This is a genomic window from Streptomyces sp. AC558_RSS880, assembly GCF_019049255.1.
In the GTDB taxonomy this organism is placed as follows: Bacteria; Actinomycetota; Actinomycetes; order Streptomycetales; family Streptomycetaceae; genus Streptomyces.
Window position 1 is genome coordinate 41,940 of the sequence record NZ_JAGMUJ010000081.1, and the last position, 23,829, is coordinate 65,768.

18 protein-coding genes and 1 pseudogene are annotated in these 23,829 nt (G+C 72.1%); 4 read left to right on the forward strand and 15 right to left on the reverse strand.

What is annotated here, in order from left to right; translation table 11 throughout:
* Positions 1–319 precede the first annotated feature (319 nt).
* Positions 320–2,092 (forward strand): acetyl/propionyl/methylcrotonyl-CoA carboxylase subunit alpha, encoded by a 1,773-nt coding sequence (locus KUM38_RS24400; protein ID WP_217131604.1) that lies wholly within the window; start codon positions 320–322, stop codon positions 2,090–2,092.
* A 369-nt stretch (positions 2,093–2,461) separates the two neighbouring features.
* Here KUM38_RS24400 and KUM38_RS42100 read toward each other — a convergent pair.
* The 5 genes and pseudogenes from KUM38_RS42100 to KUM38_RS24420 form a co-directional block, all read right to left on the reverse strand.
* Positions 2,462–2,578: pseudogene (locus KUM38_RS42100) on the reverse strand (ABC transporter); the annotation flags it as partial.
* Positions 2,579–2,706: 128 nt separating this feature from the next.
* Positions 2,707–3,096 carry a DUF1048 domain-containing protein gene (locus KUM38_RS24405; RefSeq protein WP_217131606.1) on the reverse strand — a complete coding sequence of 130 codons (390 nt, stop codon included), beginning with the start codon at positions 3,094–3,096 and terminating at the stop codon, positions 2,707–2,709.
* Between the two features lie 2 nt (positions 3,097–3,098).
* The gene (locus tag KUM38_RS24410) at positions 3,099–3,428 is read right to left on the reverse strand and encodes a PadR family transcriptional regulator (RefSeq protein ID WP_217131608.1); all 330 of its coding nucleotides are present in this window, start codon (positions 3,426–3,428) and stop codon (positions 3,099–3,101) included.
* A gap of 621 nt (positions 3,429–4,049) precedes the next feature.
* Positions 4,050–4,994: a DeoR/GlpR family DNA-binding transcription regulator gene (locus tag KUM38_RS24415; protein WP_217131610.1), complete on the reverse strand. Its 945-nt coding sequence runs from the start codon at positions 4,992–4,994 to the stop codon at positions 4,050–4,052.
* Between the two features lie 110 nt (positions 4,995–5,104).
* A complete protein-coding gene (locus tag KUM38_RS24420) occupies positions 5,105–6,652 on the reverse strand; it encodes an NAD(P)H-quinone dehydrogenase (RefSeq protein ID WP_302181265.1) in 1,548 nt (515 codons plus the stop codon).
* On the opposite strand from KUM38_RS24420, the gene KUM38_RS24425 reads away from it, so the two are divergent.
* The 3 genes from KUM38_RS24425 (at position 6,651) to KUM38_RS24435 (ending at position 10,057) form a co-directional block, all read left to right on the forward strand.
* Positions 6,651–7,091, forward strand: coding sequence for a gamma-glutamylcyclotransferase (locus tag KUM38_RS24425; RefSeq protein WP_217131614.1), 441 nt, complete (start codon positions 6,651–6,653; stop codon positions 7,089–7,091). The genes KUM38_RS24420 and KUM38_RS24425 overlap by 2 nt on opposite strands.
* Positions 7,092–7,182: 91 nt before the next feature.
* Positions 7,183–8,007 carry a purine-nucleoside phosphorylase gene (locus tag KUM38_RS24430; RefSeq protein ID WP_217131615.1) on the forward strand — a complete coding sequence of 275 codons (825 nt, stop codon included), beginning with the start codon at positions 7,183–7,185 and terminating at the stop codon, positions 8,005–8,007.
* Between the two features lie 415 nt (positions 8,008–8,422).
* On the forward strand, positions 8,423–10,057 hold the full coding sequence (locus tag KUM38_RS24435; protein ID WP_217131618.1) for a phospho-sugar mutase: 1,635 nt from the start codon (positions 8,423–8,425) through the stop codon (positions 10,055–10,057).
* Positions 10,058–10,321: 264 nt separating this feature from the next.
* Here KUM38_RS24435 and KUM38_RS24440 read toward each other — a convergent pair whose 3' ends face one another.
* The 10 genes from KUM38_RS24440 to KUM38_RS24485 all read right to left on the reverse strand — a co-directional run bounded on the left by KUM38_RS24440 (position 10,322) and on the right by KUM38_RS24485 (position 23,636).
* Positions 10,322–11,710, reverse strand: a complete 1,389-nt coding sequence (locus tag KUM38_RS24440; RefSeq protein ID WP_217131620.1) for a lytic transglycosylase domain-containing protein — start codon at positions 11,708–11,710, stop codon at positions 10,322–10,324.
* Between the two features lie 222 nt (positions 11,711–11,932).
* Positions 11,933–12,760, reverse strand: a complete 828-nt coding sequence (gene pstB, locus KUM38_RS24445) for a phosphate ABC transporter ATP-binding protein PstB (RefSeq protein ID WP_217131793.1) — start codon at positions 12,758–12,760, stop codon at positions 11,933–11,935.
* Positions 12,761–12,876: 116 nt separating this feature from the next.
* The gene (locus KUM38_RS24450; RefSeq protein WP_217131622.1) at positions 12,877–13,818 is read right to left on the reverse strand and encodes a sortase; all 942 of its coding nucleotides are present in this window, start codon (positions 13,816–13,818) and stop codon (positions 12,877–12,879) included.
* A gap of 80 nt (positions 13,819–13,898) precedes the next feature.
* Positions 13,899–15,371, reverse strand: a complete 1,473-nt coding sequence (locus tag KUM38_RS24455; RefSeq protein ID WP_217131625.1) for an Ig-like domain-containing protein — start codon at positions 15,369–15,371, stop codon at positions 13,899–13,901.
* A gap of 110 nt (positions 15,372–15,481) precedes the next feature.
* Positions 15,482–16,480: a hypothetical protein gene (locus KUM38_RS24460; protein ID WP_217131627.1), complete on the reverse strand. Its 999-nt coding sequence runs from the start codon at positions 16,478–16,480 to the stop codon at positions 15,482–15,484.
* 170 nt (positions 16,481–16,650) lie between these two features.
* Complete coding sequence (locus tag KUM38_RS24465) at positions 16,651–19,101, reverse strand: hypothetical protein (RefSeq protein ID WP_217131629.1); 2,451 nt, start codon at positions 19,099–19,101, stop codon at positions 16,651–16,653.
* The gene (gene pstS, locus KUM38_RS24470) at positions 19,098–20,819 is read right to left on the reverse strand and encodes a phosphate ABC transporter substrate-binding protein PstS (protein WP_217131631.1); all 1,722 of its coding nucleotides are present in this window, start codon (positions 20,817–20,819) and stop codon (positions 19,098–19,100) included. Before pstS ends, KUM38_RS24465 begins: the two co-directional genes overlap by 4 nt.
* The gene (gene pstA, locus KUM38_RS24475; protein WP_217131634.1) at positions 20,816–22,114 is read right to left on the reverse strand and encodes a phosphate ABC transporter permease PstA; all 1,299 of its coding nucleotides are present in this window, start codon (positions 22,112–22,114) and stop codon (positions 20,816–20,818) included. The genes pstS and pstA overlap by 4 nt, the downstream gene beginning before the upstream one ends.
* 13 nt (positions 22,115–22,127) lie before the next feature.
* Positions 22,128–23,144: a phosphate ABC transporter permease subunit PstC gene (gene pstC, locus KUM38_RS24480; RefSeq protein ID WP_217131636.1), complete on the reverse strand. Its 1,017-nt coding sequence runs from the start codon at positions 23,142–23,144 to the stop codon at positions 22,128–22,130.
* Between the two features lie 219 nt (positions 23,145–23,363).
* Entirely contained in the window at positions 23,364–23,636 is a 273-nt protein-coding gene (locus KUM38_RS24485) for a hypothetical protein (RefSeq protein ID WP_308409033.1), read from the reverse strand.
* Positions 23,637–23,829 lie beyond the last annotated feature (193 nt).

Below are 23,829 nucleotides of genomic sequence, written 5' to 3' on the forward strand. Positions count from 1 at the left end.
GTTCGGGCCGACGCGAAGGCTACTAACGGGTAAACCTCGGTACAAGGGGTCCGCGCAGGGCAAAGAATCATTGGGCCATTCGTAGGGACTCCACAAAGAAACGGAGTGGGCCGCAGCACGCTCTCACAGAGACCTTGACCACACAGGACGGCTAGGGTTGCCGGGAGGAGCCCTGCGCACCGAGGTGCGACAAGGGCTTTCGCGGGTCGAGCGAGCCTCGTATCACGCTCCGTGTGGGCAAGCTCACCAGTGGGGACGGGTCGAAGTGTCGTGTCGGCAGTCCCTAAACTCGGCTTGTTTCAAGGAGGGAGCCTCAATCGTGCGCAAGGTGCTCATCGCCAACCGTGGCGAAATCGCTGTCCGCGTTGCCCGGGCCTGCCGGGACGCCGGAATCGCGAGCGTTGCCGTCTACGCCGACCCGGACCGGGACGCTCTGCATGTCCGCGCAGCGGATGAGGCGTTCGCCCTGGGCGGTGACACTCCGGCCACCAGTTACCTCGACATCGACAAGGTGCTGAACGCCGCGCGTGAGTCGGGCGCCGACGCCGTCCACCCCGGCTACGGCTTCCTCTCCGAGAACGCCGAGTTCGCCCAGGCGGTGCTGGACGCGGACCTGATCTGGATCGGCCCGCCGCCGCAGGCCATCCGTGACCTCGGTGACAAGGTCGCCGCCCGGCACATCGCGCAGCGCGCGGGCGCTCCGCTGGTGGCGGGTACGCCCGATCCGGTGAGCGGGGCGGAGGAGGTCGTCGCGTTCGCCGAGGAGCACGGGCTGCCGATCGCGATCAAGGCCGCGTTCGGTGGTGGCGGGCGCGGTCTGAAGGTCGCCCGCACGCTGGAGGAGGTGCCGGAGCTGTACGACTCCGCGGTGCGTGAGGCGGTCGCCGCCTTCGGTCGCGGGGAGTGCTTCGTCGAGCGCTACCTCGACAAGCCCCGGCACGTGGAGACGCAGTGCCTGGCCGACCAGCACGGCAACGTGGTCGTGGTCTCCACCCGTGACTGCTCGCTGCAGCGGCGGCACCAGAAGCTGGTCGAGGAGGCGCCGGCGCCGTTCCTGTCGGACGCCCAGATGGAGGAGCTGTACTCCTCCTCCAAGGCGATCCTGAAGGAGGCCGGCTACGTCGGCGCGGGCACGGTCGAGTTCCTCGTCGGCCTGGACGGCACGATCTCCTTCCTGGAGGTCAACACGCGTCTGCAGGTGGAGCACCCGGTGACCGAGGAGGTCGCGGGGATCGACCTGGTGCGGGAGATGTTCCGCATCGCCGACGGCGAGGAGCTGGGGTACGGCGACCCGGTGCTGCGGGGGCACTCCTTCGAGTTCCGCATCAACGGTGAGGACCCGGGGCGCAACTTCCTCCCGGCGCCCGGTACCGTCACCCGTTTCGACGCGCCGTCGGGGCCGGGTGTGCGGCTGGACGCGGGCGTGGAGTCGGGGTCGGTCATCGGCCCGGCGTGGGACTCGCTGCTGGCGAAGCTGATCGTCACCGGGCGTACGCGCAAGGAGGCGCTGGAGCGGGCCTCTCGTGCGCTGGCGGAGTTCCAGGTCGAGGGCATGGCCACGGCCATCCCGTTCCACCGCGCGGTGGTGCAGGACCCGGCGTTCGCGCCCGAACTCACCGGTTCGGCCGAACCGTTCACGGTGCACACGCGGTGGATCGAGACGGAGTTCGTCAACGAGATCAAGCCGTTCGCCGCCGCCGTGGACGCGGGGGCGGAGGAGGAGGTGGACCGCGAGACGGTCGTCGTCGAGGTCGGCGGCAAGCGTCTGGAGGTCTCGCTCCCGGCCTCGCTGGGCATGTCCCTGGCCCGTACGGGGCTGGCGGCGGGCGCGAAGCCGAAGCGGCGGGCGGCGAAGAAGTCGGGCCCGGTGGCCTCGGGCGACACCCTCGCCTCCCCGATGCAGGGCACGATCGTCAAGCTCGCCGTGGAGGAGGGGCAGGAGGTCGAGGAGGGCGATCTGGTCGTCGTCCTGGAGGCCATGAAGATGGAGCAGCCCATCAACGCCCACCGGTCCGGCACGATCAAGGGCCTGAGCGCGGAGGTCGGCGCCTCCATCACGTCCGGCGCGGCGATCTGCGAGATCAAGGACTGACGCGTTCGACGCGTTGACGCCTGCGGCGCAGCGTCCGGTCCGGTGGGGGCGGGCGTAGCGCCTGCGGTCGGTGGGTGGGTCGGGGCCGCGTCGGGGGTGTCCGTCCTCGGACCGGCGCGGATCACGTTGCTCGGACGGGGCGCGGACGCGCCGCCCACTGCGGGCGGCCACCCCCGTCCCCGTCCCCTTCCCGCCGTACGCGGCTGCCTGCCGCCGTACCCGCGGGCAGTCGTGCCGCTGGGGCGGCACGGGTGGGCTGGGTACCCCCTCTGGGGGAGGCACCCCGCAAGCGCCGGGCTGCGCAACCACCCCCCGGCCCACCCCAACGCGGGGCACCGGTGAAGCCGACGGTCGAGTACGCCGCCCTGGAGCCGGGATGTGCAGGTCGATGCCGTCGAGCACGGTCTTGTCGCCGTACGACTTGCGCAGGCCGGCGGCGGAGACGGCGGCCGACGGCGCGTGACCACCACTGCTGGACGTGAACATGACAGATACATGCATGAGGCTCTCCCGTTCGAGGCAAGCGACTGGGGGCGGCGAATCGAGGGTGACCCTTCCGGGGCCAGGCCCGGGCGCGGCGGATGTCGACGATGCCGCGCCCGGCGGGTGCTGATCTAGGCGGTGCTCTCGACGCCCTCCGGGGCCCCGCCCTCGGCGTGCGCGAGGTCGTCGGTCAGCCGCTTGCGCGCACGGGCGGGCACGTAGCCGCCCTCCGAGTAGTTCCGGGCGAACGTGTCGACGAACTCCACCGGGTCCTCCCCGACGATCTCGCGGATCGGCGTTCCGTTCACCGCGGCCTGCTCGAACAGGTCGGCGAGGTCTTCGAACATCGCCGCATTGCTGTCACCGTCGGTCGGCACGAAGTGCATCAGGTACCGCTCGATCGCTTCGACCGCCGTACGGTACCCCTCGGGAAGCTCCTTGACGCGCGCCTTGTACGCCCTCCAGCGCCTCTTGGGCCCGATCAGCTTCGAGACGAAGCCGCTCTTTTCGGTGTCGGACATGGTCACTTACTCCCTTCGCGGAGCTGTTCCAGTCGTTCCGTGAGGAAGCTCCAGGTCTTCCAGAACTCTTCGAGGTACTCCCGCCCCCGGGCGTTGAGGGAGTGCACCTTGCGCGGCGGCCCCTTCTCGGAGGGAACCTTCTCCACGTCGACCAGACCTCGCTTCTCCATCCTGAGGAGCAGCGCGTAGACGGTCCCTTCGGCGATGTCGGAGAAGCCCTGCTCCCGCAGCCGGGCCGTGATCTCGTAGCCGTAGGCGGGTCGGCCGGACAGGGACGCGAGAATGATGCCTTCCAGCGTGCCCTTGAGCATCTCCGTCTCCAGCTTGGGCATGGAGCGCCTCCTCCTTGCGCTAGTCAGCGCCGTTGAGTACCGGTACACCGTAATGCTGACTACCGGTACTTAGCAAGACGGAATAGTGGAGGCGTTCGGCTCGGTACCCGCGGCTCCCGCGGCGGACCTGCCGCTCACACACGTCGTCCGGGGATGCGGCAACCCCGTTCTGCGGGGTTGCCGCATCCCCGGACGGGTCGGAACAGTGGCGGCAGCAGTCGGCGCCGCAGCACATCCCTCGACACCGTCTCCCTGGTGGCCATCGAGGCGAACTCGGCGCACTCCAGGACCCCGTCCGGCAGGTCGCCGGCCCCCGGCGTCCTGCGGCCGGTCCAGCGCGGCACAGGGCACGTGCCGGTCGCCCTCGCAGTCCGCCGACAAGCCGTCCTTCGCTCGTTCAGCTCGACGAGGCGGCCGGCCCCGGGAGACGAGGGCTACGGCAGCCGCTCGGCGCCACACGCCACTCGGCGGCAGCCGTACGAGAAACAGGGCCGGCCACAGCAGCGCGGCGCCTCCCACAAAGCGCCGGGCCGCGCAACTCCCCGGTCGGCACCGGCGCGGAGCCCTGTACGCACAAGGGCGCCGGGCGCCCCACAAGGCACCGTCCGCCCAAGTCGTGCGTCAGCGCCTCCGCAGGTCCGCCACCCGCGCCCGTTCGGCCCCGGCTCCCTGCGCCGACTCCGCCGCCCCCAGCGCCACAGCCGTACGCAGCCCGGGACCCTGTCGCCGCGGCCCGGGGAGAGGAACGTCCCGGCGCTGGCGCCCCGCCGAGCCCCCCTCTCCCCCCGCCCCCGCGACAGCGATCTGCACACCCTGGTCGGCCAGCGCCTGCAACTCGGTCGACGCCCGCTCGTCGTGCCCGGCCGGCTCGTCCGTCACCAGCCGCGTGATCAGATCCGTGGGCACCGTCTGGAACATCGTGTCCGTCCCGAGTTTGGTGTGGTCCGCGAGGACCACCACCTCCGCCGCGGCCTGCACCAGCGCCCGGTCGACCGACGCCGACAGCATGTTGGACGTGGACAGCCCCCGCTCGGCGGTGAGGCCGCTTCCGGAGAGGAACGCCCGGGACACCCGTAACCCCTGCAGGGACTGCTCGGCACCACTGCCCACGAGGGCGTAGTTCGAGCCGCGGAGCGTACCGCCGGTCATCACGACCTCCACCCGGTTGGCGTGGGCCAACGCCTGGGCGACCAGCAGGGAGTTGGTGACGACCGTCAGGCCGGGCACCCGGGCCAGCCGACGGGCCAGCTCCTGCGTGGTGGTACCCGCGCCGACCACGATCGCCTCGCCCTCTTCCACGAGGTTCGCGGCGAGGTCGGCGATGGCGGTCTTCTCGGCGGTCGCGAGATGAGACTTCTGCGGGAAACCGGACTCTCGCGTGAAACCGCCCGGCAGTACCGCACCGCCGTGCCGGCGGTCGAGGAGTCCTTCTGCCTCCAGCGCGCGCACGTCCCGCCGTACGGTCACTTCGGAGGTCTGGACGACGCGGGCGAGCTCACGGAGCGACACGGCTCCGTTCGCTCGCACCATTTCGAGGATCAATTGACGACGTTCTGCAGCGAACACGAAACTGACAGTAACGCCAGCGACCGTCTGCTTTCAGCAGTTTGCGCTGAATAGCAGAAGTTGTTCGCACGGCCCTCCAGCAAGTGGTATAGGGCCGTCGTTTCCCTCCGTCAGGCCTCCGCGCCCGACTTCCGCGTGTGCAACTGCCGTGCCACCTCGGCGATCGAGCCCGACAGCGAGGGATAGACCGTGAAGGCGTTCGCGATCTGTTCCACCGTCAGATTGTTGTCGACCGCGATCGAGATGGGATGGATGAGTTCCGAGGCGCGCGGCGCGACGACCACGCCGCCCACCACGATGCCGGTGCCCGGACGGCAGAAGATCTTGACGAAGCCGTCGCGGATGCCCTGCATCTTCGCGCGCGGGTTGCGCAGCAGCGGCAGCTTCACCACACGGGCGTCGATCTTGCCGGCGTCGACGTCGGCCTGGGAGTAGCCGACGGTGGCGATCTCGGGGTCGGTGAAGACGTTCGACGAGACCGTCTTCAGGTTCAGCGGGGCCACCGCGTCGCCCAGGAAGTGGTACATGGCGATGCGGCCCTGCATCGCCGCCACCGAGGCGAGCGCGAAGACGCCGGTGACGTCACCGGCGGCGTAGACGCCGGGAGCCGTGGTCCGGGAGACCTTGTCGGTCCAGATGTGGCCGGACTCGCGCAGCCGGACCCCGGCCTCCTCCAGGCCCATGCCCTCGGAGTTCGGGATGGCGCCCACGGCCATCAGGCAGTGCGACCCGGTGATGACGCGGCCGTCGGCGAGCGTCACCTCCACCCGGTCCCCGACCCGCTTCGCGGACTGCGCCCGCGAACGCGCCATGACGTTCATGCCGCGCCGCCGGAAGACGTCCTCCAGCACCGCCGCGGCGTCCGGGTCCTCGCCCGGCAGCACCCGGTCGCGCGAGGACACGAGCGTCACCTTCGACCCGAGCGCCTGGTAGGCACCGGCGAACTCGGCGCCCGTGACACCCGATCCGACCACGATGAGCTCCTCGGGGAGCTCGTTCAGGTCGTACACCTGGGTCCAGTTCAGGATCCGCTCGCCGTCGGGGCGGGCGTCCGGCAGCTCGCGCGGGTGCCCGCCGGTCGCGATCAGCACGGCGTCCGCGGTGAGCGTCTCCTCGGTCCCGTCCGCGGCGCGCACCACGACCTTCCGCGACCCGTCGAGCGCCTGCATGCCCTCCAGCCGGCCCCGCCCGCGCAGGACGCGCGCGCCGGCCCGGGTCACGGAGGCGGTGATGTCGTGCGACTGGGCCAGTGCGAGCCGCTTCACACGCCGGTTGACCTTGCCCAGGTCCACGCCCACCACCCGGGCGGCCTGCTCCATGGGCGGGGTGTCGTCGGCGACGATGATGCCCAGTTCCTCGTACGAGGAGTCGAAGGTGGTCATCACCTCGGCCGTGGCGATCAGGGTCTTGGACGGCACGCAGTCGGTGAGCACCGACGCCCCGCCCAGGCCGTCGCAGTCGACGACGGTCACCTCCGCGCCGAGCTGCGCGGCGACCAGCGCCGCTTCGTATCCGCCGGGTCCGCCACCGATGATCACGATCCGAGTCACGTACTCCATTGTCCCGCACACCTCACCGTGCGACCGCCCGGGGGCCTCAGCCGTGGCCCCCCTGTTACCGGAGGGGTGCCGGTTCCGGCTGCCGTACCCTTCCCCCATGTCGCTCTACGCCGCGTACGCCGGCAATCTCGACGCGCGGCTGATGTCCCGCCGCGCCCCGCACTCGCCGCTGCGTGCCACCGGCTGGCTGAACGGGTGGAGGCTGACGTTCGGGGGCGAGCACATGGGCTGGGAGGGCGCGCTGGCCACGCTGGTCGAGGACCCGATCTCGGCGGTCTTCGTCGCCCTCTACGACATCGCCCCGATGGACGAGGAGTCCATGGACCGCTGGGAGGGCGCGGGCGGCCTGGACCTCTACCGCCGCACCCGGGTGCGCGTGCACACCCTGGACGGCGAGGAGCCGGCCTGGACGTACGTCCTCAACAGTTACGAGGGCGGCCTCCCCTCGGCCCGCTACCTGGGCGAGATCGCCGACGCGGCCGAGTCCGCGGGCGCGCCCCACGACTATGTGATGGAACTCCGCAAGCGTCCCTGCTGACGCCCCCTCGTGGGAAACGACAAGACAACGATCGCCAACCCGTCAGCTCAGACATCTACGCGCGTAGGCGAATACCGGCTACCCTCTTCGCGTGAATGCTTCTCTTCTTCCGGACGACATCCAGGGCGACCCGTACGCCGCAGCCGACGCCGCCGCCGCGCGCCTGCGCGAACTCACCGGCGCCGAGACCCACGACGTCGCCCTCGTGATGGGCTCCGGCTGGGCCCCGGCCGTGGACGCCCTCGGCACGCCCGAGGCCGAGTTCCCGGTCACCGAACTGCCCGGCTTCCCGCCGCCGGCGGTCGAGGGCCACGGTGGCAAGATCCGCTCGTACGCCATCGGCGCGAAGCGGGCCCTGGTGTTCCTGGGCCGTACGCACTACTACGAGGGACGCGGGGTCGCGGCCGTCGCCCACGGTGTCCGTACGGCCGTGGCCGCGGGGGCGAAGACGATCGTCCTGACCAACGGCTGCGGGGGTCTGCGCGCGGGCATGCGCCCCGGTCAGCCGGTCCTGATCAGCGACCACATCAACCTCACGGCGACCTCCCCGATCGTCGGCGCGAACTTCGTCGACCTCACGGATCTGTACTCGCCACGGCTGCGGGCGCTGTGCAAGGAGATCGACCCGACCCTGGAGGAGGGCGTCTACGCGCAGTTCCCCGGGCCGCACTACGAGACTCCGGCGGAGATCCGGATGGCCCGGGTGATCGGGGCGGACCTGGTGGGCATGTCGACGGTCCTCGAGGCGATCGCCGCGCGGGAGGCGGGGGCGGAGGTGCTGGGCATCTCCCTGGTCACCAACCTGGCCGCGGGGATGACGGGCGAGCCGCTCAACCACGAGGAGGTCCTCCAGGCGGGCCGCGACTCCGCCACGCGGATGGGGTCGCTGCTGGCGCAGGTGCTCGGGCGCCTGTAGGGCCTCGGGCGCCCGTAGGGCGCGGTGGCCGGTTCGCGCGGGGCGGGGCCGTGCGGCCCGGTGTCGTACGGGTGCCCCGCGTCGGGGTGGGCCGGGGGTGGGTCACGCAGCCCGGCGTTTGCGGGGTGCCTCCCCCAGAGGGGGTACCCCCAGCCCACCCGTGCCGCCCTGGGGGTACCTCCCAGGCCTTTAAGGCACTGGGGGAGGCACGACTGCCCGCGGCTGACGCGGCATGCGACTGCCCGCGGTCGCGGGAGACGGAAGGGGACGGACACCCCCGACGTGGCCCCGACCCACCCGCCAACCGACCGCAGGCGCTACGCACGCCCCCACCGGACCGGACGATGCGCCGCAGGCGCACGACCCGCACCCCATGAAATCCTGACTGACGACCAACGAGAGAGGCCGACCGACCGTGCAAGACGACGCCCTCATCGCACAGGCCCAGGCGTGGCTCGCCGAGGACCCCGACCCGGACACCCGCGAGGAACTCGCCCGCCTCATCGACGCCGGCGACCACGCCGAGATCGCCGCCCGCTTCGGCGGCACCCTCCAGTTCGGCACCGCCGGCCTCCGGGGCGAGCTCGGCGCCGGCCCGATGCGCATGAACCGCTCCGTCGTCATCCGCGCGGCCGCCGGCCTCGCCGCGTACCTGAGGAAGCACGGCCACACCGACGGCCTCGTCGTCATCGGCTACGACGCCCGCCACAAGTCCCGCGACTTCGCCGAGGACACCGCCGCCGTCATGACCGGCGCAGGTCTCAGGGCAGCCGTACTCAACCGCCCCCTCCCCACCCCCGTCCTCGCCTTCGCCATACGGCACCTCGGCGCCGTCGCCGGAGTGGAGGTCACCGCCAGCCACAACCCGCCCCGCGACAACGGCTACAAGGTGTACCTCGGCGACGGCTCCCAGATCGTCCCCCCGGCTGACACGGAGATCGCCGCCGAGATCGAGGCCGTGGCGTCCCTCACCACGGTCCCCCGCCCCACCGAAGGCTGGGAGACCCTCGACGACACCGTCCTGGACGCCTACCTGGCCCGCACGGACGCGGTCCTGTCCAAGGACTCCCCCCGCACCGCCCGCACCGTCTACACGGCGATGCACGGCGTCGGCAAGGACGTCCTCCTCGCCGCCTTCGCACGGGCCGGCTTCCCGGAGCCCGTCCTCGTCACCGAGCAGGCCGACCCCGACCCGGAGTTCCCGACCGTCGCGTTCCCCAACCCGGAGGAGCCCGGCGCGATGGACCTGGCCTTCGCGAAGGCCCGCGACACCGACCCCGACCTGGTCATCGCCAACGACCCCGACGCCGACCGCTGCGCCGCGGCCGTCAAGGACGGCGCGGACTGGCGCATGCTGCGCGGCGACGAGGTCGGCGCGCTGCTCGCCGCCCACCTGGTCCGCCGCGGAGCGACCGGCACGTTCGCGGAGTCGATCGTCTCGTCGAGCCTCCTCGGCCGCATCGCCGAGAAGGCCGGCCTCCGCCACACCGAGACCCTCACCGGCTTCAAGTGGATCGCCCGCGCCGAGGGCCTGCGCTACGGCTACGAGGAGGCCCTCGGCTACTGCGTCGACCCCGACGGCGTACGCGACAAGGACGGCATCACCGCAGCGCTGCTGATCACGGAGCTGGCGTCCACCCTCAAGGAGGAGGGCCGCACCCTCCTCGACCTGCTCGACGACCTCGCCGTCGAGCACGGCCTGCACGTCACCGACCAGCTCTCGGTCCGCGTCGAGGACCTCTCCGTCATCGCCGGCGCGATGCGCCGTCTGCGCGAGCGGCCCCCGGCCCGCCTCGCGGACCTGCCGATCACCAGCGCCGAGGATCTCACCCGGGGCACGGCCGACCTCCCGCCCACCGACGGCCTGCGCTACACCCTCGACGGCGCCCGCGTCATCGTCCGCCCCAGTGGCACGGAGCCGAAGCTGAAGTGCTACCTGGAGGTGGTCGTCCCGGTCGGCACGCACGCCGACCTCCCGGCGGCACGGGCCCGCGCGGCCGGACTGCTGGCGGCGCTGAAGCGCGACTTCGCCGCCGCGGCCGGTATCTGAGAGCCGCACGGCAGACCGCACGAGCGCACGCCCCGGCGCACACCCCGGTGTGCGCCGGTTCACGGGGAGTTGGGCTGCCGCACGCACCTCGGCTGCCCGCACAGCCACCCCGCGTCGCACCCTGAAAGAGCGCGGATGCACTCCTTGCCCCCCTTGGACGCATCCGCCCGGTGTCCCGCGCCACCCTGCTTCCGGCAGGCGGGATGCCACGTCAGGGCCTGACACGGGGTCGGCTCCCCGCCCCCCGGGGCACCCCTCCCCGTGTCAGGTCTCCGCCCCGACCCCGGCCATGTCCGTCGCCCCGGGATCCGGAGCACCGCTCTCGGACTCGGACGGGCTGGGCTCAGGGCTCCCGGTCGGCGTCGGAGAGGCCGTGTCACCCGGCTCAGGAGCCGTGGGCTCCCCGGTCGACGGCTCCGGAGCCGGTGAGGTCGGAGACGGAGAAGGCCCGGCACTGCCGTCGGGGGACGGCGCCGGAGAGGTCCCCGTGGGCTTCGGCGACGGGCTCCCACCGGGCGAAGCGGACGGCTTCGGCCCGGGCGTCGCGGACGGACTCCCGCTCGCCGGGGCCGAGGGGGACGGCGCCGGGGACCCCGGCCGCCCGCCCCCGCCCGGAGCCGGGGAGGCCCCGGGCGCACGGGTCGGCGTACCGGCACCGCCCGACGAGTCCCCGCGCCCGTGCCCACTCCCGCCCTCCCCGACCGGCTTCGTGGCCGGCGTGTCGCTGCCCGCACCGGGGCTCTCGGGCACGACCCCGCGTCCATCGGGAACGGTGTGCACGCCCCGCAGGTAGAACTCCATCCACCCGAGCACGAGATTGAGGTAGTCGCGCGAGTGGTTGTAGCTGAGGACGGCCCGCTCCAGCCCGGCGGCGGTCCGCAGGTCCCGGTCCCCGGCGCACAGGTAGTGCCCGGCGGCGAGCGCGGCGTCGAAGATGTTGTTCGGGTTCGCGACCCCGTCGCCGTTGCCGTCGGCGCCCCACGACTTCCAGGTGGTCGGCAGGAACTGCATCGGCCCGACGGCCCGGTCGTAGACCGCGTCCCCGTCCCAGGCGCCGCCCTCGCTGTCGTGGATGAGGGCGAAGCCGTTGCCGTCGAGGGCGGGCCCCGTGATGCGGCCCAGGGTGTCGCCGTTCGCGTCCACGGCACCGCCGCGGGCGTGCCCGGACTCGACCTTGCCGATACCGGCGAGCAGTTCCCAGCGCAGACCGCAGCCCGGATCGGTGCCGGCGACGGACTTCGCGGCGTCCCGGTAGGCGGCGAACACGCTCACCGGCAGCCCGGCCTCGGCGGCGGTCCGCCGCGCGGAGTCCGACCCGCCGGCTCCGGCAGCCTCGACCGCCTCCTTGCCCCACACCTTCTCGGCGGCCGACACGCCCTTCAGCGGCGGCAGTTCGACGTGGTAGGAGTCGTCACCCTGGGAGGGCACGTCCGGCAGCGGGACGTCCGGCCCCACGAACCCGCCGGGCACGCCCAGTCCGTCGTCCTGCCCCGCCCGTCCGGCGTCGAACTGCAGCCCCGGCGCCTGCGAGCCCGCGGTGAGCAGGGCCGTGGCGACGGTGGCGGCGGTGGCGACCCCGGCGCCGCGCAGCCCGCGCCGAGTGAGCAGCCGTGCGCCCGCACGACGGAGGGGTCTGCTGAACGGACGGGGCATGAGGACGCTCCTGCCGGTCGGGAGTTCAAAGGGGTACACGAGGTGCGGAGTCGGTTCCGTTTCCCGCGCCCGACGCTAGGCAGCGGGCGACGGCCCCAGGACGCCTGGCCGACTCCGAGGGGGAAAGGGGAAGTGAACACGTTCCGCAGGGGGCGAGTGCGCCTGGTCGGCCGGGGGCGCCCGGGCGGCGTGCCCCCGGCCGTGCGGAGCTCCCCGCGGCCGCTAGCCGAAGCGGCCCTGGACGTAGTCCGAAGTGCGGGAGTCCTGGGGGGAGTTGAACATGGCGTCCGTGGGGCCGTGTTCGACGATGACGCCGGGGGTGCCCTGTTCGGCGAGGAAGAAGGCGCACTGGTCGGAGACGCGGGCCGCCTGCTGCATGTTGTGGGTGACGATGACGATCGTCACCTCCTCGGACAGTTCGTGGATGGTCTCCTCGATGCGCCGGGTCGACGTCGGGTCGAGGGCCGAGCAGGGCTCGTCCATCAGCAGCACCCGGGGACGCACCGCCAGCGAGCGCGCGATGCACAGGCGCTGCTGCTGGCCGCCGGAGAGCGCGCCGCCCGGCTGCCGCAGGCGGTCGCGGACCTCCTTCCACAGGCCCGCCTTGGTCAGGCACTCCTCGACCAGCCGGTCCTTGTCCTCGCGGCCCGCCTTGACGCCGCCCAGCTTCAGGCCGGCGGTGACGTTGTCGTAGATCGACATCGCGGGGAAGGGGTTCGGCTTCTGGAAGACCATGCCGATCTCCCGCCGGGCGTGGGTGATGCGGCGGCCGCGGTCGTAGATGTCGTCGCCGTCGAGCAGGACCCGCCCCGCCAGCGACGCGGAGCCGACCAGTTCGTGCATGCGGTTGAGGATCCGCAGGAACGTGGACTTGCCGCAGCCCGACGGGCCGATCAGCGCGGTGACCTTGCGGGCGGGCATCGTCAGCGAGACGCGTTCCAGGACCTTGTGGTCACCGAACCACGCCGAGATGGCGTCGGCCTCCAGCGTGGCCGGGGCGCTGAGGACCGTGGCCGCGCCGCGCCGCCGGCCGGGCTTGACCGCCGGCATCCTGGTGGTCGGGCCGAGGAGTTCGCCGAGCGATACGGTCTCGTCGGCCGGGCCGGCCGTACCCTTCACGCCGGTCGTGTCGGTGGTGTCGGACATGTCGCTGAACTCCTCGTGGGTCAGAGCAGGTTGGGCAGCAGCCGGGTGGCGGCGCCGGAGACGGCCAGGCCGAGGGCGGCGAGGACGGGGGCGCCGACGATCCAGGTCTGCCAGCGGCCCCAGGCGCGGTGCGCGGCCATGGTGAGCAGGGCGGCGAGCAGTAGCCCCTGGGACCAGAGGAAGACCGGCAGCCAGGCGGCGTTCTCGGTGCCGAGGGCCTGCTCGGACTCGTCGATCCAGCCCAGGCCCAGCGGCCGGGGCGGGCTGGGCTGTGCGTCGCTGGTCAGGGTGGCGTCGACGCGGACCGTCCCGGACGGGGTGTACGGCGACCCCTCGGCGGTGATGAGCGTGAGCCTGCCCTCGCCCTCCTTGAGCACGGGCGGCAGCGGGTCGCCCTCGCGGCGGACGGCCGTGACCTCGTAGACGGCGGTGCCCTGCCCGGTCGTCACCCGGATCTCGGCGCCGGGCGGCAGCTGGTGCAGGTCGTTGAACGGGCTGCCGTATCCCCACTGACGGCCCATGAGGACGCTGGTGCCGGCCTGGCCCGGCAGGGGGGTGTCCCGGCGGTGGCCGGGGCCGGCCATCAGGACGCCGGAGGCGGTGCCCTCCCCGACGACCTCCTTCAGGCCGAGGGCCGGGATGCGCAGGAGGCCGACGGGAGCGCCCGGCCGCAGCATCTCGCCCTCGTACGTCTGCTGGCCCACCGGCGCGATTCCCAGGGCGAGTTGGCGGCGGAGTTCGTCGTAGGAGGTCTGCTGGTCGCGAGCGTGCTGGAGGTGGCCCACGACGGTGAGGTTGGCGGCGAAGCCCAGCAGCAGGGCGGCCAGCACGCACAGTGCCGCCCCGGCGAACGCGAAACCGGGTCGCTCACGTCTCGGCTTCGCGGAGCCCGGCGCCGGACCGGGGGGAGGCGCCGGGGTCGGCGGTGCCTCGGTCGGCGGAGGCGGGGACAGCACGGTCACGGGGTGCGCTCCTGTGGAGAGGGGTGGAGGGGGTGTGCGTGGGCGGCGGAGGGAGTCCGCCGCCCGCGCACCGCGGGCCGTCAGGCGCCGGGCTGGCCGAAGCCCAGCAGGCCGTTGCGGCGGGCGAACCGCATCGCGAACACGCCGCCCGCGGTGAGGAGGACGGCCCCGAGGCCGCCGAACAGCGCGACCTGGCTGCCGGTGGAGGCGAGACCGCCGGTCGGGGACGTGCCCCCGGTGCCGCCGGTACCGCCGGAGGTACCGGTGCCTCCGGTGCCGCTGCCTCCGGTGGTGCCGGACGGGTCACCGGAGGGGTCGGACGAGGGGTCACCGGACGGGTCGTCGGACGGGTCGTCGGTCGGGTCACCCGACGGGTCGTCCGTCGGGCTGCCGCTCGGGGACTCGGACGACGGTTCGGGGACGGTGAAGGGCGCGGAGGTCACGTCGGCTCCGACGCCCCCGTTGGCCCGGCATCCCTTGTCCGCCTCGAAGTCCCAGGCCGTCCGGCCGGCGACGGCGTCCTCGGGCACGGTGAGCGTCTTCCAGGTCACGACGCCCTCGGCGTCGGCCGTGGCATCCGGGAACTCCGCGTCGTTGCCTCTCATGCTCATCGCGTAGGCCGTTCCGGGTGCGCATCCCCGGACGATCAGTTCGACCGTCTGGCCCCGTCGCAGCTCCGGTGTGTCGGGCAGCCGCTCGCCCGAGGCGTCCCGGATCTCGAAGTCCGGGGGGAACACCGACACCGTGAAGGGAGCGGACTCGGAGGCACCCCACTTCGACGCGTCGTCGGGCGTGAACGCGGCGACGACGGCGTGCTGTCCCTGAGGCAGGTCCGAGGTCGTGAACTCGGCCTTTCCGCCGCTGACCGGCGCCGAACCGATCGTGGTTCCCCCCTCCCGGAAGGCGACCGTTCCCGTGGCCTCGGAGGGCGCCACCGTGGCGGTGAGCTCGACCTCCTCACCGATCTCGGCGTCCGAGGGCTGAGCGGCGAAGCTGAGGCTCGTGGACTCCGCGCCCTCGCCGACCACCCAGGTGTCGCCGGTCACGGTGATCTTCTGGGACCAGTAGGGGTCGCCCGGTACGTACTCCCCGTCGGCCGGCTGACCGTCGAAGTTGTCCACGCACCGCAGCCGCAGCTCGTACGTGCCGTCACCGGTGAGGACGGTCGACGGGTCGGTCACGCCGGCCCCCGGGTTGTCCGCCGCGGCCAGTGACACCGTCGAGCGGGCTCCGGTGTACGGCGCTCCGCTGCTCAGCGACCGCAGCACCGTCTGCTCGGTGCCGTCGGGCTTGACCACGTAGAGGGAAACGAAGTTGTTCCAGTTGAGGTCCTCGATGGTGAAGGCGGGGCAGGCGCCCGGAATCTCCAGGGAGTCGCCGAACGGCTGCGGGTCGCTGAGCCTGCCGTTTCCGGGGCTCATGGTGAACTCACCGACGGAGGCCGCCCGGGCAGGCTGGGACTGGGACACGACCAGGGCCACCAGGCCCGCGGCCAGTGCGGCGCAGGCGGCCACGATCGCGGCCGCTCTTCGGAACGGATGTAGCGCTGTCATGCTGAGGGCCCCCCGGGGGACGGTCGACGAAATGTGCTGGGACAGCGCGTGGGGCCGGGCACCTGGGAGGTGCCCGGCCGTCACGCGTGGATCAGAGGTCGGTCATCGGGTCAGCGCTCGGCCTTGAGGGCGGTGCTGCCGCAGTCCGCGCCGAGGGTGCCGAAGCCGTAGTTGGTGAGGGTGGCGGTGTCCGCGCAGACCTTCGAGTCGGAGCCGGTGAAGGTCTCGTCGATGACGGCGTCGGACAGGTTGGCGGTCGGGACGACGTTGTAGACCTGGCGGAGGAAGTCGGCGTCGAAGCCGGAGTTCAGCGCGAGCGCGCTGCCCGAACCCGTGGTCGGGGCAAGGCTGTTGATGCTGCGCAGACGCGACTGGCCGCGGCGGTTCGGGACGTCGGCGAAGCCCTTGCCCTGGGAGATCCACTGGGCGATCGAGTACGGCATGAGCTGGTTGCCGTTGGCGATGGCCTCGCCGTTGTGCTCCTGGACGTTGTCGACGACGCAGTCGCCGAGGTCGGCCTCCGTCATGCCGAGCGCCGTCAGCCAGAAGGACCGGGTGCCGGAACCGGACTGCGGCAGCAGCGGCTGGGCGTTCGGGTACTGGGCCGAGTCGCACTCGTAGATGTCGATCAGCTGCGCCTTGGTGAGGTTCGTCGGCAGGGTGCTGCCGAGGTCCGTGGCGTAGGTGACACCGTCGAGGGCGAACGGGACGAAGGTGAGGTCGTCGGTGCTGGTGTCCGCGGGACCGCGCGAGGAGCGGGCGAAGTCGACGCAGTCGGTGCCGGCGGCGAGGTCGGCGTTGAGCGCGTTGATGCCGGCCGAGGAGCCGTTCGGACGCGCGATGCCGGCACAGCCGGTCGCCTTGGTCGTGATCGTGGCGGTGCCGGTGGCGTTCCAGGAGGCGATGATCTTGCCGCCCGCGTTGGTGACGGCGGCCGAGTCGCCCAGGCCGTTCATCACGTACTGCGTGGTGTCCGAACCGACACCGGCCAGCTGACGGTAGTCGGTGGCCGGGCTCGGGTCCGCCGAGGCCGGGGAGGACAGGATGCCGAGACCGAGGGCCGCGGCACCGACGACGGCACCGACCTTGGCGTAGGACTTGACGTTCACTTCTGAACCCCTTGCTGGTGGATTTTCGAAGAATGGACGTTCAAGCTGAATCCGGATTTTCTCGCTGCCGACCCGTCGGCCGGCCACCGCATACACTTCCAGGAATTCCCGGCGAATACCAACGAATTCCGCGCGATGGAAAGGTTACGAGAAGGCTCCCTAGGTGTCTCCTAGGAGATCCGGCGATGCGCGAGATGAAGCATCACCGGACCGGAGAGTCCGGCTCCTCCTCCCAGAATGAGTACGCCTATGAGAACCCAGCGGATAATGCCGATGATTTCCCCGCGGGTGATACCCCCGCCGGATTCCGCGGCGACCTTCTGCGGGTCCGAGGCGGCCGCCCCGGAGCCGTTCGCGGCGGACTGCGAGGCATCCGGCCCCGCCGTGCCGCCGTCGCCCCCGCCGGCGGCCGCGCCACCCGTGCCGCCCGCGGACGCGTCCCCGGGACCGCCCGCGGAACCCCCTCCGCCCGGGGAGCCGACGCCGCCGGAGTCCCCGCCGCCGGACGAGGTGCCGTCCGTGACCGTGCCGCGCTCCAGGGCGTCGGCGGCGGACTCGGCCTGGTCGCGCAGCCGTTGCGGCAGCGGCGCGTACCCGGGGGGAAGCTCACCGGCCGCGAGGCCGGGGGTCTGGCCCGGGCCGGCCACGTACCGGATCAGGTCCGCGTAGGCCGCGCGGGCCTCGGCGTCCTGGTTCACCGAGGCCACGGCGTAGGCGACGGCGGTCAGCGGGTACGCCGTCCCCTTGGCGCGCGCCGGATCGGCCTTGAGCACGGAGGGCGTGTCCGCCCAGGGCCGCATGGCTTCGGCGCCGGCCGCCAGGGTGTCGGCGGACGGCTTCACGAAGGTGCCGTCCGCGTTGCGCAGGGCCGCCGTCTTCAGGCCGTACCGCTCGGCGGAGACCGCGTCGACGACGGCCAGTACGGCGCGTGTGCCGAGGAGGGCGGGGTCGTTGACGAGTTTGGGCGGGGCGTCGGTGGGGGGTCCCCACTGGATGGTGCGGTTGTTGTTGCCGCGGAGCGTGCGCAGGGCGCCTTCGTGCAGGTCGGCCGTGTAGGGGTCCAGATCGGTCACCGTGTAGGTGAGGGGCGGGGTGCCGTTGGCGAGGGCGGGCGCCGTAGTGGGGTCCACCTTGGGGTACTCGGTCAGCGTCGTGTTCCCTGCCAGGTCCAGTTCCTCGTAGTACGGGTTCACCCGCGTTCCGTGGGGGTCCGGTTCCCCGGAGAGGAAGTCCCGGGCCTCCGGGTCCGACTGCAGCCAGTTCCAGACGACCCGCGAGGTGTCGGAGTTCTGCAGCGGCACCATGAGGCTGCGCGGCCGCACACCGCCCTTCGGGAAATCAGGGTTCAGCGCGAGGAATTCCGGGTCCTGGGCGAATGATTCCGGATTTCCGCTCACGTGCTCCGGTGTCCGTCCGGGCACGTCCTCCTGGTAGGAATGGGTGAGCATCTTCGCGACGATCCGCGGTGTCAGTTTCATTTCCTGCACGAGGCCCGACGGGTTCTCCATGAAGAAGGCGATCGCCAGTCCCGACACCGCCACCGGCGCGTGCACGATCCCTCCCCCGCCTTCCGCCGGGACCGCCGGGTCGACGGTGAAGCCGAGCAGGGGCGTGTCGGCCGACGTGGCCAGGACCTGGTTCCGGGCCACCTCCTCTCCGCCCTGGGTGAAGGCGAAGGTGCTCTTCAGCGAGGTGCAGAGCTTCGGCTGCCAGGAGGTGACGGCCTCCGTCACCAGTTCGGACCCGGCGGTGGGGCGTTCCGGCTGGCCCGACGGGCAGTAGTCGTCGACCGGCAGGAACTCCAGCGGCACCACCATCCGCTGCTCCCAGTTGGCCGCGGACAGCGGTGAGGAGTGCACGGCGAGGCTCTGGGTGCCGAGGACGTCCGTGCCGTCGGCGTCGTGGGTGCCGCGCGGCACGATGACCAGCCAGCAGGACCGGGGGTCCGCGGCGCTGCCGGCGGGCGCGGTGTTCAGACCGCAGCCGAGGTGGGGGGCCTGGACTCCGTCCTGGACCTCGAAGGTCACCTCGCCCCTGCCGTTGGCGAAGGTGCGGGCGCCGGCCTGCTCGTTCGTGTCCAGCGGACCGAAGTAGGTCCAGTCGGTGCGGGACTTGGTGGGCGGCAGACCGCCCACGGGCTGGAAGGGCGCGAACGTCTGGTCCCCCTTGTACTCGGTCTCCCGGGGGTCGTAGGCGTGGTTCTCCTTGTCCGTGCTGAGGGACCGGCCGGCGGTGTACTGGCCGGGGAACGGCTGGCCCGTGGCGCCGAACACGCACTGCTCGCGGTCCGGGCCCGCCGGGTCGTCCCCCCAGCACTGCATGATCTGCAGGAAGTTGTTGGTGAACTTGCCGGCCGGGGTCGCCTTTCCGCCCTCCCAGCTGACCCGGACCCCCTGCGAGCGGAGCCCTTCGGTCTGGTGCACGGTGACCTTCAGGCCGGAGAAGTCGTCGTGCGGGCCCTTCCGTCCGGAGACCGTCACCGCCGAGTCCTCCCCGGCCTCCGCCGCGGCGGCCGGCTGCGTGGCCGCCGGCGGCGGCAGCAGGGCCAGGACCAGCGCGGCGAGCAGGGAGCCGACGGCGGCCGGCACGCGCGGCCGGAACCTCTTCGGCGTGTTCGTCATGCCGCACCGCCGTTGCGCCGGGCCCGGTTCGCCATCACGCGGGCGACCAGCGGGGGGCCGATGACGACGCCGACCAGCAGGACGGCCGAGAGGGCCATCAGCGCGGTGCGCAGACCCGTCGTGTCACCGGAGGCGAGGGAGACCGGGCTGGCGGCCACGGAGCCGTCGCCGCCGTCGCCGGAGCTGAGCACCTCGCCGGTGTCGGGGTCGACGACGGTGCCGCCGGTCGACCCGCCCGTGCCCGCACCGCCGGTGTCGCCGCCGGTCGTGCCGTCGGCGCCGCCCGAGCCGGTGGAGCCCGCGCCGCCCGTCGAACCGGTGCCGCCGCTGCCTCCGGTGCCGCCGCCTCCGGGGCCCCCGGAGCCCGACCCGCCGCCGCTGCCGCCGTTGCTCACCGGGGTGGTCTGCTTGGCGCCGCCGGTGCCGGTGGCGCACTGGTCGGTGCCCTTCTTGTCGCACGCCTGCGGGTAGGGGGCGTTCTTCGCGAGGAGGTTCTCGCCGCTGGAGGAGAACGTCGGGTTGTTGCAGGACTTGATGTCGATCTTCTCGGTCTCGGCGCCCGGGATCTTGCGCACCTGCTCCATGCCGGCCTGGACGAGGTTCATCGGCAGGGGCGAGTAGCCGAGCCGGTCGGCCTGCTGCTGGCCCTCGCAGAGGAAGTAGTTGCTGAACGCGCTGAGCGTGGCGCCCTTGGCCTTGGTGAAGCCCATCTCCTCCTTGGTCGGGACGATCATGTAGCTGTAGCTGGAGAGGGGGTAGGTGCGCCGGTCGTCGAAGGTGTAGACCCCGTCCAGGTTCTGGGTCAGGTAGTTCGCCGAGCGCGGGTCGTTGTTGATCCGGGCGCGGGTGAGGGCGACGGCGACGCTGGAGGCGGTCGGCTCGACGTAGTAGCCGGACCGGTTGAGGACCTTCACCACCGGGAAGTTCGCGTTGCGGGCGTAGGAGTACTCGACGTAGGTGATGGCGCCCTCGGCCTGGGGCTGCTTGGTGTAGCCGGCGACGCCGAGAGAGCCGGACTGGGCGACGAAACCGGAGCCGGGGATGTTGGGGAAGTACGACGTCAGACCGCAGGGTGTGGGCTTGTTCGCGCGGCGGCAGTAGTCGTTCCACAGGGAGCCGTACTGCTTGGACATCCACAGGGTGAACTGGGCGGTCGTACCGGAGCCGTCGGAGCGGACGACGGGGACGATGCGGCGGGCCGGCAGGTTCAGCCTGGGGTTGTCGGCCCTGATCTCCGGCGCGTTCCACATGGTGAGCTTGCCGGTGAAGATCTTGCTGATGACGTCGCCGGACAGCCGCAGGTTGGTGACCTGCCTGCCGCCGATCTTGAGGTTGTACATGAACGACGTACCGCCGGCCACGATGGGCATGTAGGCGTACTTGCGCTTGGGCGGGGTGTCGGTGGTGCCGAACTCGGTGAGGCCGTAGGGGATCTCGGAGACGCCGAAGTCGGAGGTGCCGTTGGCGAACTGGTTGCGGCCGACGGTGGAGCCGACCGACGCGTAGTTCACGGTCATGCCCTGCTGGCGGACGTTGCGGCGCCACTGTTCGATCGCGTTGGCGCTCCACGTCGAGCCGGAGCCGCTGATCTTGACGTAGGTGGCGGCGAGCGCGGGCGGCGGGTTGACGGCCAGCAGCACGCAGCCCAGGGCGAGGCACAGTGCCAGCGCCTGGTACACGCGCGGTGCGCGCGGGCGTCGGACAGGTGCGGTTGTCACGGGGTGCTCCTCGTCGGTGCGGGGTGGTCGGTCGTCTGGTCGGCCCGGCCGCGGGCCGCGAAGCGCTGCGCGTCACGGCGGGAGGCCCGGACCCGGCGGTGTTCCTGTCGGCGGGACAGCCGGCCCGGCCCGCGCCCGCCGAGGACGCGGGCGAGGACGAACAGGACGAGCACCAGCACCAGAAGCACCGCCGCGGTGCCGAAGCCCCGGGCGATGTAGGTCGGTTCGGGGGACTTGACCAGCTCGAAGGCGGCGAGCGGCAGCGAGACCATCGGGTCCTGGAGCGGATTGGTGTTGAGCTCCGCGGTGAAGCCGGCGGTCAGCAGCACCGGCGAGGTCTCCCCCACCCCGCGGGCGGTGCCGAGGATGACGGCGGTGGTCAGCCCGGACCGGGAGGTGGGCAGGACGACGTGCCAGACGGTCCGCCAGCGCGAGGTGCCGAGCGCGTACGACGCCTCCCGCAGGGTTCCGGGCACCAGCCGGATCACCACGTCCGCCGCCCGGATGATGATCGGCAGCATCATCACCGAGATGGCGAGCGCGGCGGCGAGTCCGGAGCGGTCGAAGCCGAGGCCCAGGATGAAGGTGGCGTAGATGAACAGGCCGGCCACGATGGACGGCAGCGCGGTCATCGCCTCGACGATGGTGCGCACGAACCGGCTGAACGGGCCCGGCACCTCGTTGAGGAAGACGGCGCAGACCAGTCCGGCGGGGATGCAGACGGCCAGGGCGATGCCGATCTGCCACAGGGTGCCGACGATCGCGTGCAGGATGCCGCCGACGCCGAGCGGCTCGACCGGACCGGCGTCGGCCATCGACTGGGTGTAGAAGTTCAGGTGCGGCAGCGCCTCGCGGCCCTCGTAGAGGGTGTAGACGACGACGAAGGCCAGGACGGCCAGCATCAGCAGCCCGAGGGTCTGCACGACGGCCGCGGCGACCCGGTCGCGCACCGCGGGGCCGTCCTCGTCGAAGGAGACCAGCAGCGCGTACACGCCGAGGAAGAGCACGTAGGCGATGGCGAGGAAGCCGAGGACGCCGTTGAAGGGCAGCAGCCGGTCGAAGATCAGCCAGGTCAGCGCGAGGGACGCGGCGGCGGCGCCGAGCAGGGCGTAGACGTCGGTGGCGCGCAGTGTGGACAGGTTGCGGCGGGACTGCCCGGGCGCGGTCCGGGCGCCGGGGCCGCGCCCCGGCAGCGTGGTTCCCCCGGCCGGCGGCTTCGGCGGTCCCGCGAGGGCGGCCGGCGCGGCCGGCGGTCCCGGGTCGCCCGGCGGGCTCTGGGGAGCGGTGACGGTCATCCGGTCGTTCTCCTCAGGAGTCGCTCGCCGCGCCGGAACGGCTGCGGGCGACGATCGTCGATGCGGCGAAGTTGACGACCAGGGTCATCAGGAAGAGCGCGAGGCCTCCGGCCATCAGCGCCGACATGCCGATCTCGGACGCCTCCCCGTAGCGCAGGGCGATCAGGGAGGAGACCGAGCTGGTGCCGTTCTGCAGGATGTGCGGCTGGATCACGAACACCGGGGAGATCACCAGGTAGACGGCGATGGTCTCGCCGAGCGCCCGGCCCAGGCCCAGCATGGTGCCGCCGATCATGCCGCCCTTGCCGAACGGCAGGACGACGCTGCGGATCATGCCCCAGCGGTTCGCGCCGAGCGCGTACGCGCCCTCCCGCTCGCCGACCGGGGCCTGCGAGAAGACCTCCCGCATCACCGAGCAGATGATCGGCGCGACCATGAGGGACACGACCATGCCGGCGATGAAGGTGGAGGAGGTGTAGACGGTCGCGGTCGCGAGCGGGTCGCGGGGATCGGAGCCGTCGACCTCGAACAGCGGGATCCAGCCGAGGTAGGTGGAGATCCAGCGGGAGACCGTCACCACGTGGCCCTGGAAGAAGAACAGCCCCCACAGGCCGTAGACCACCGACGGCACGGCGGCCATCAGGTCCACGGTGCTGATGAGGGTCTGCCGGATCCGGGGCGGGGCGTATTCGGAGATGTAGAGCGCGGTGCCGAGGGCCATCGGTACGGCGAACAGGATGGCGACGAGCGCGATCAGCACCGTCCCGACCAGTACCGCGGCGATGCCGAAGTTGCCGCCGTCGGGCTCCCACGCCTCGGTGGTGAGGAAGTCCCAGCCCGCGACCTCCAACGCCTGCCAGGCCCGGAAGGTCAGGAAACCGCCGACCAGCAGCATGATGGCGAGCACCAGACCGCCGCCACCGCGCAGGACGCCCCGGAACACGCGGTCGGCGGCGCCCGTGTCGGGATGCAGGCGTCTCGGCGGGTCGTCGGCGGCTGCCGCGGCCGGCTCAAGGGTTCGCGTCGTCACATGTCATGACGCTCGTGAGGCGTGGTGGACGACTGCGCACACGCATGTGAACGAGATGCCCCCGAGAGGCAACTTCCGGGTTTGTCGTGAACGCGGCGCTCAGGAGGGAACAGTGGGGCCGGGGCCCGCCGTCGTGGCGCACCCCGGCCCCTGGAACCACCGGTCGGTCAGTGCCGTGTTCCCGTCCCGCCGGTCAGTGCCGTGTCCCCGTCCCGCCGCTCACTCCGACTCACCCCACGTGATCGGCCCGCCCGATCCGAGGTCGGCCAGCAGCGCCCGGAACCGGTCGTAGGCGGCCTGGCAGGTCGAGTGCCGTTCGTAGGCCCGCGCCGACACGGCGAGGGCACCGCCGGAAGGGTCGCGCAGGCGCCAGACCCAGCCGCTGCCCCCCGAGGTGTGGTGCACGGCGCCGGGCATTTCCGTCACGTCGGCGCACAGCCGCTCGAACGCCGTCCGGCAGTCGTCATGGTTTCTGTATGTGCGCGCTCCCACGGCGATGACCCGTCCATTGGTCGCCGTCAGCCGCCACGAATAAGTTCCGTCTGCACCAATGTCTATGTGGCAGCGCGTGCCGTGCACGGCAGCGCCCCCTCTTCGTGCCGTCATCCATCCCCACCCCTGTGTTTTCCGGCATCGGAAAGCCGCACTCCGATTCATGGTTCGTCGTTCGAGCGGCACTCGCAGG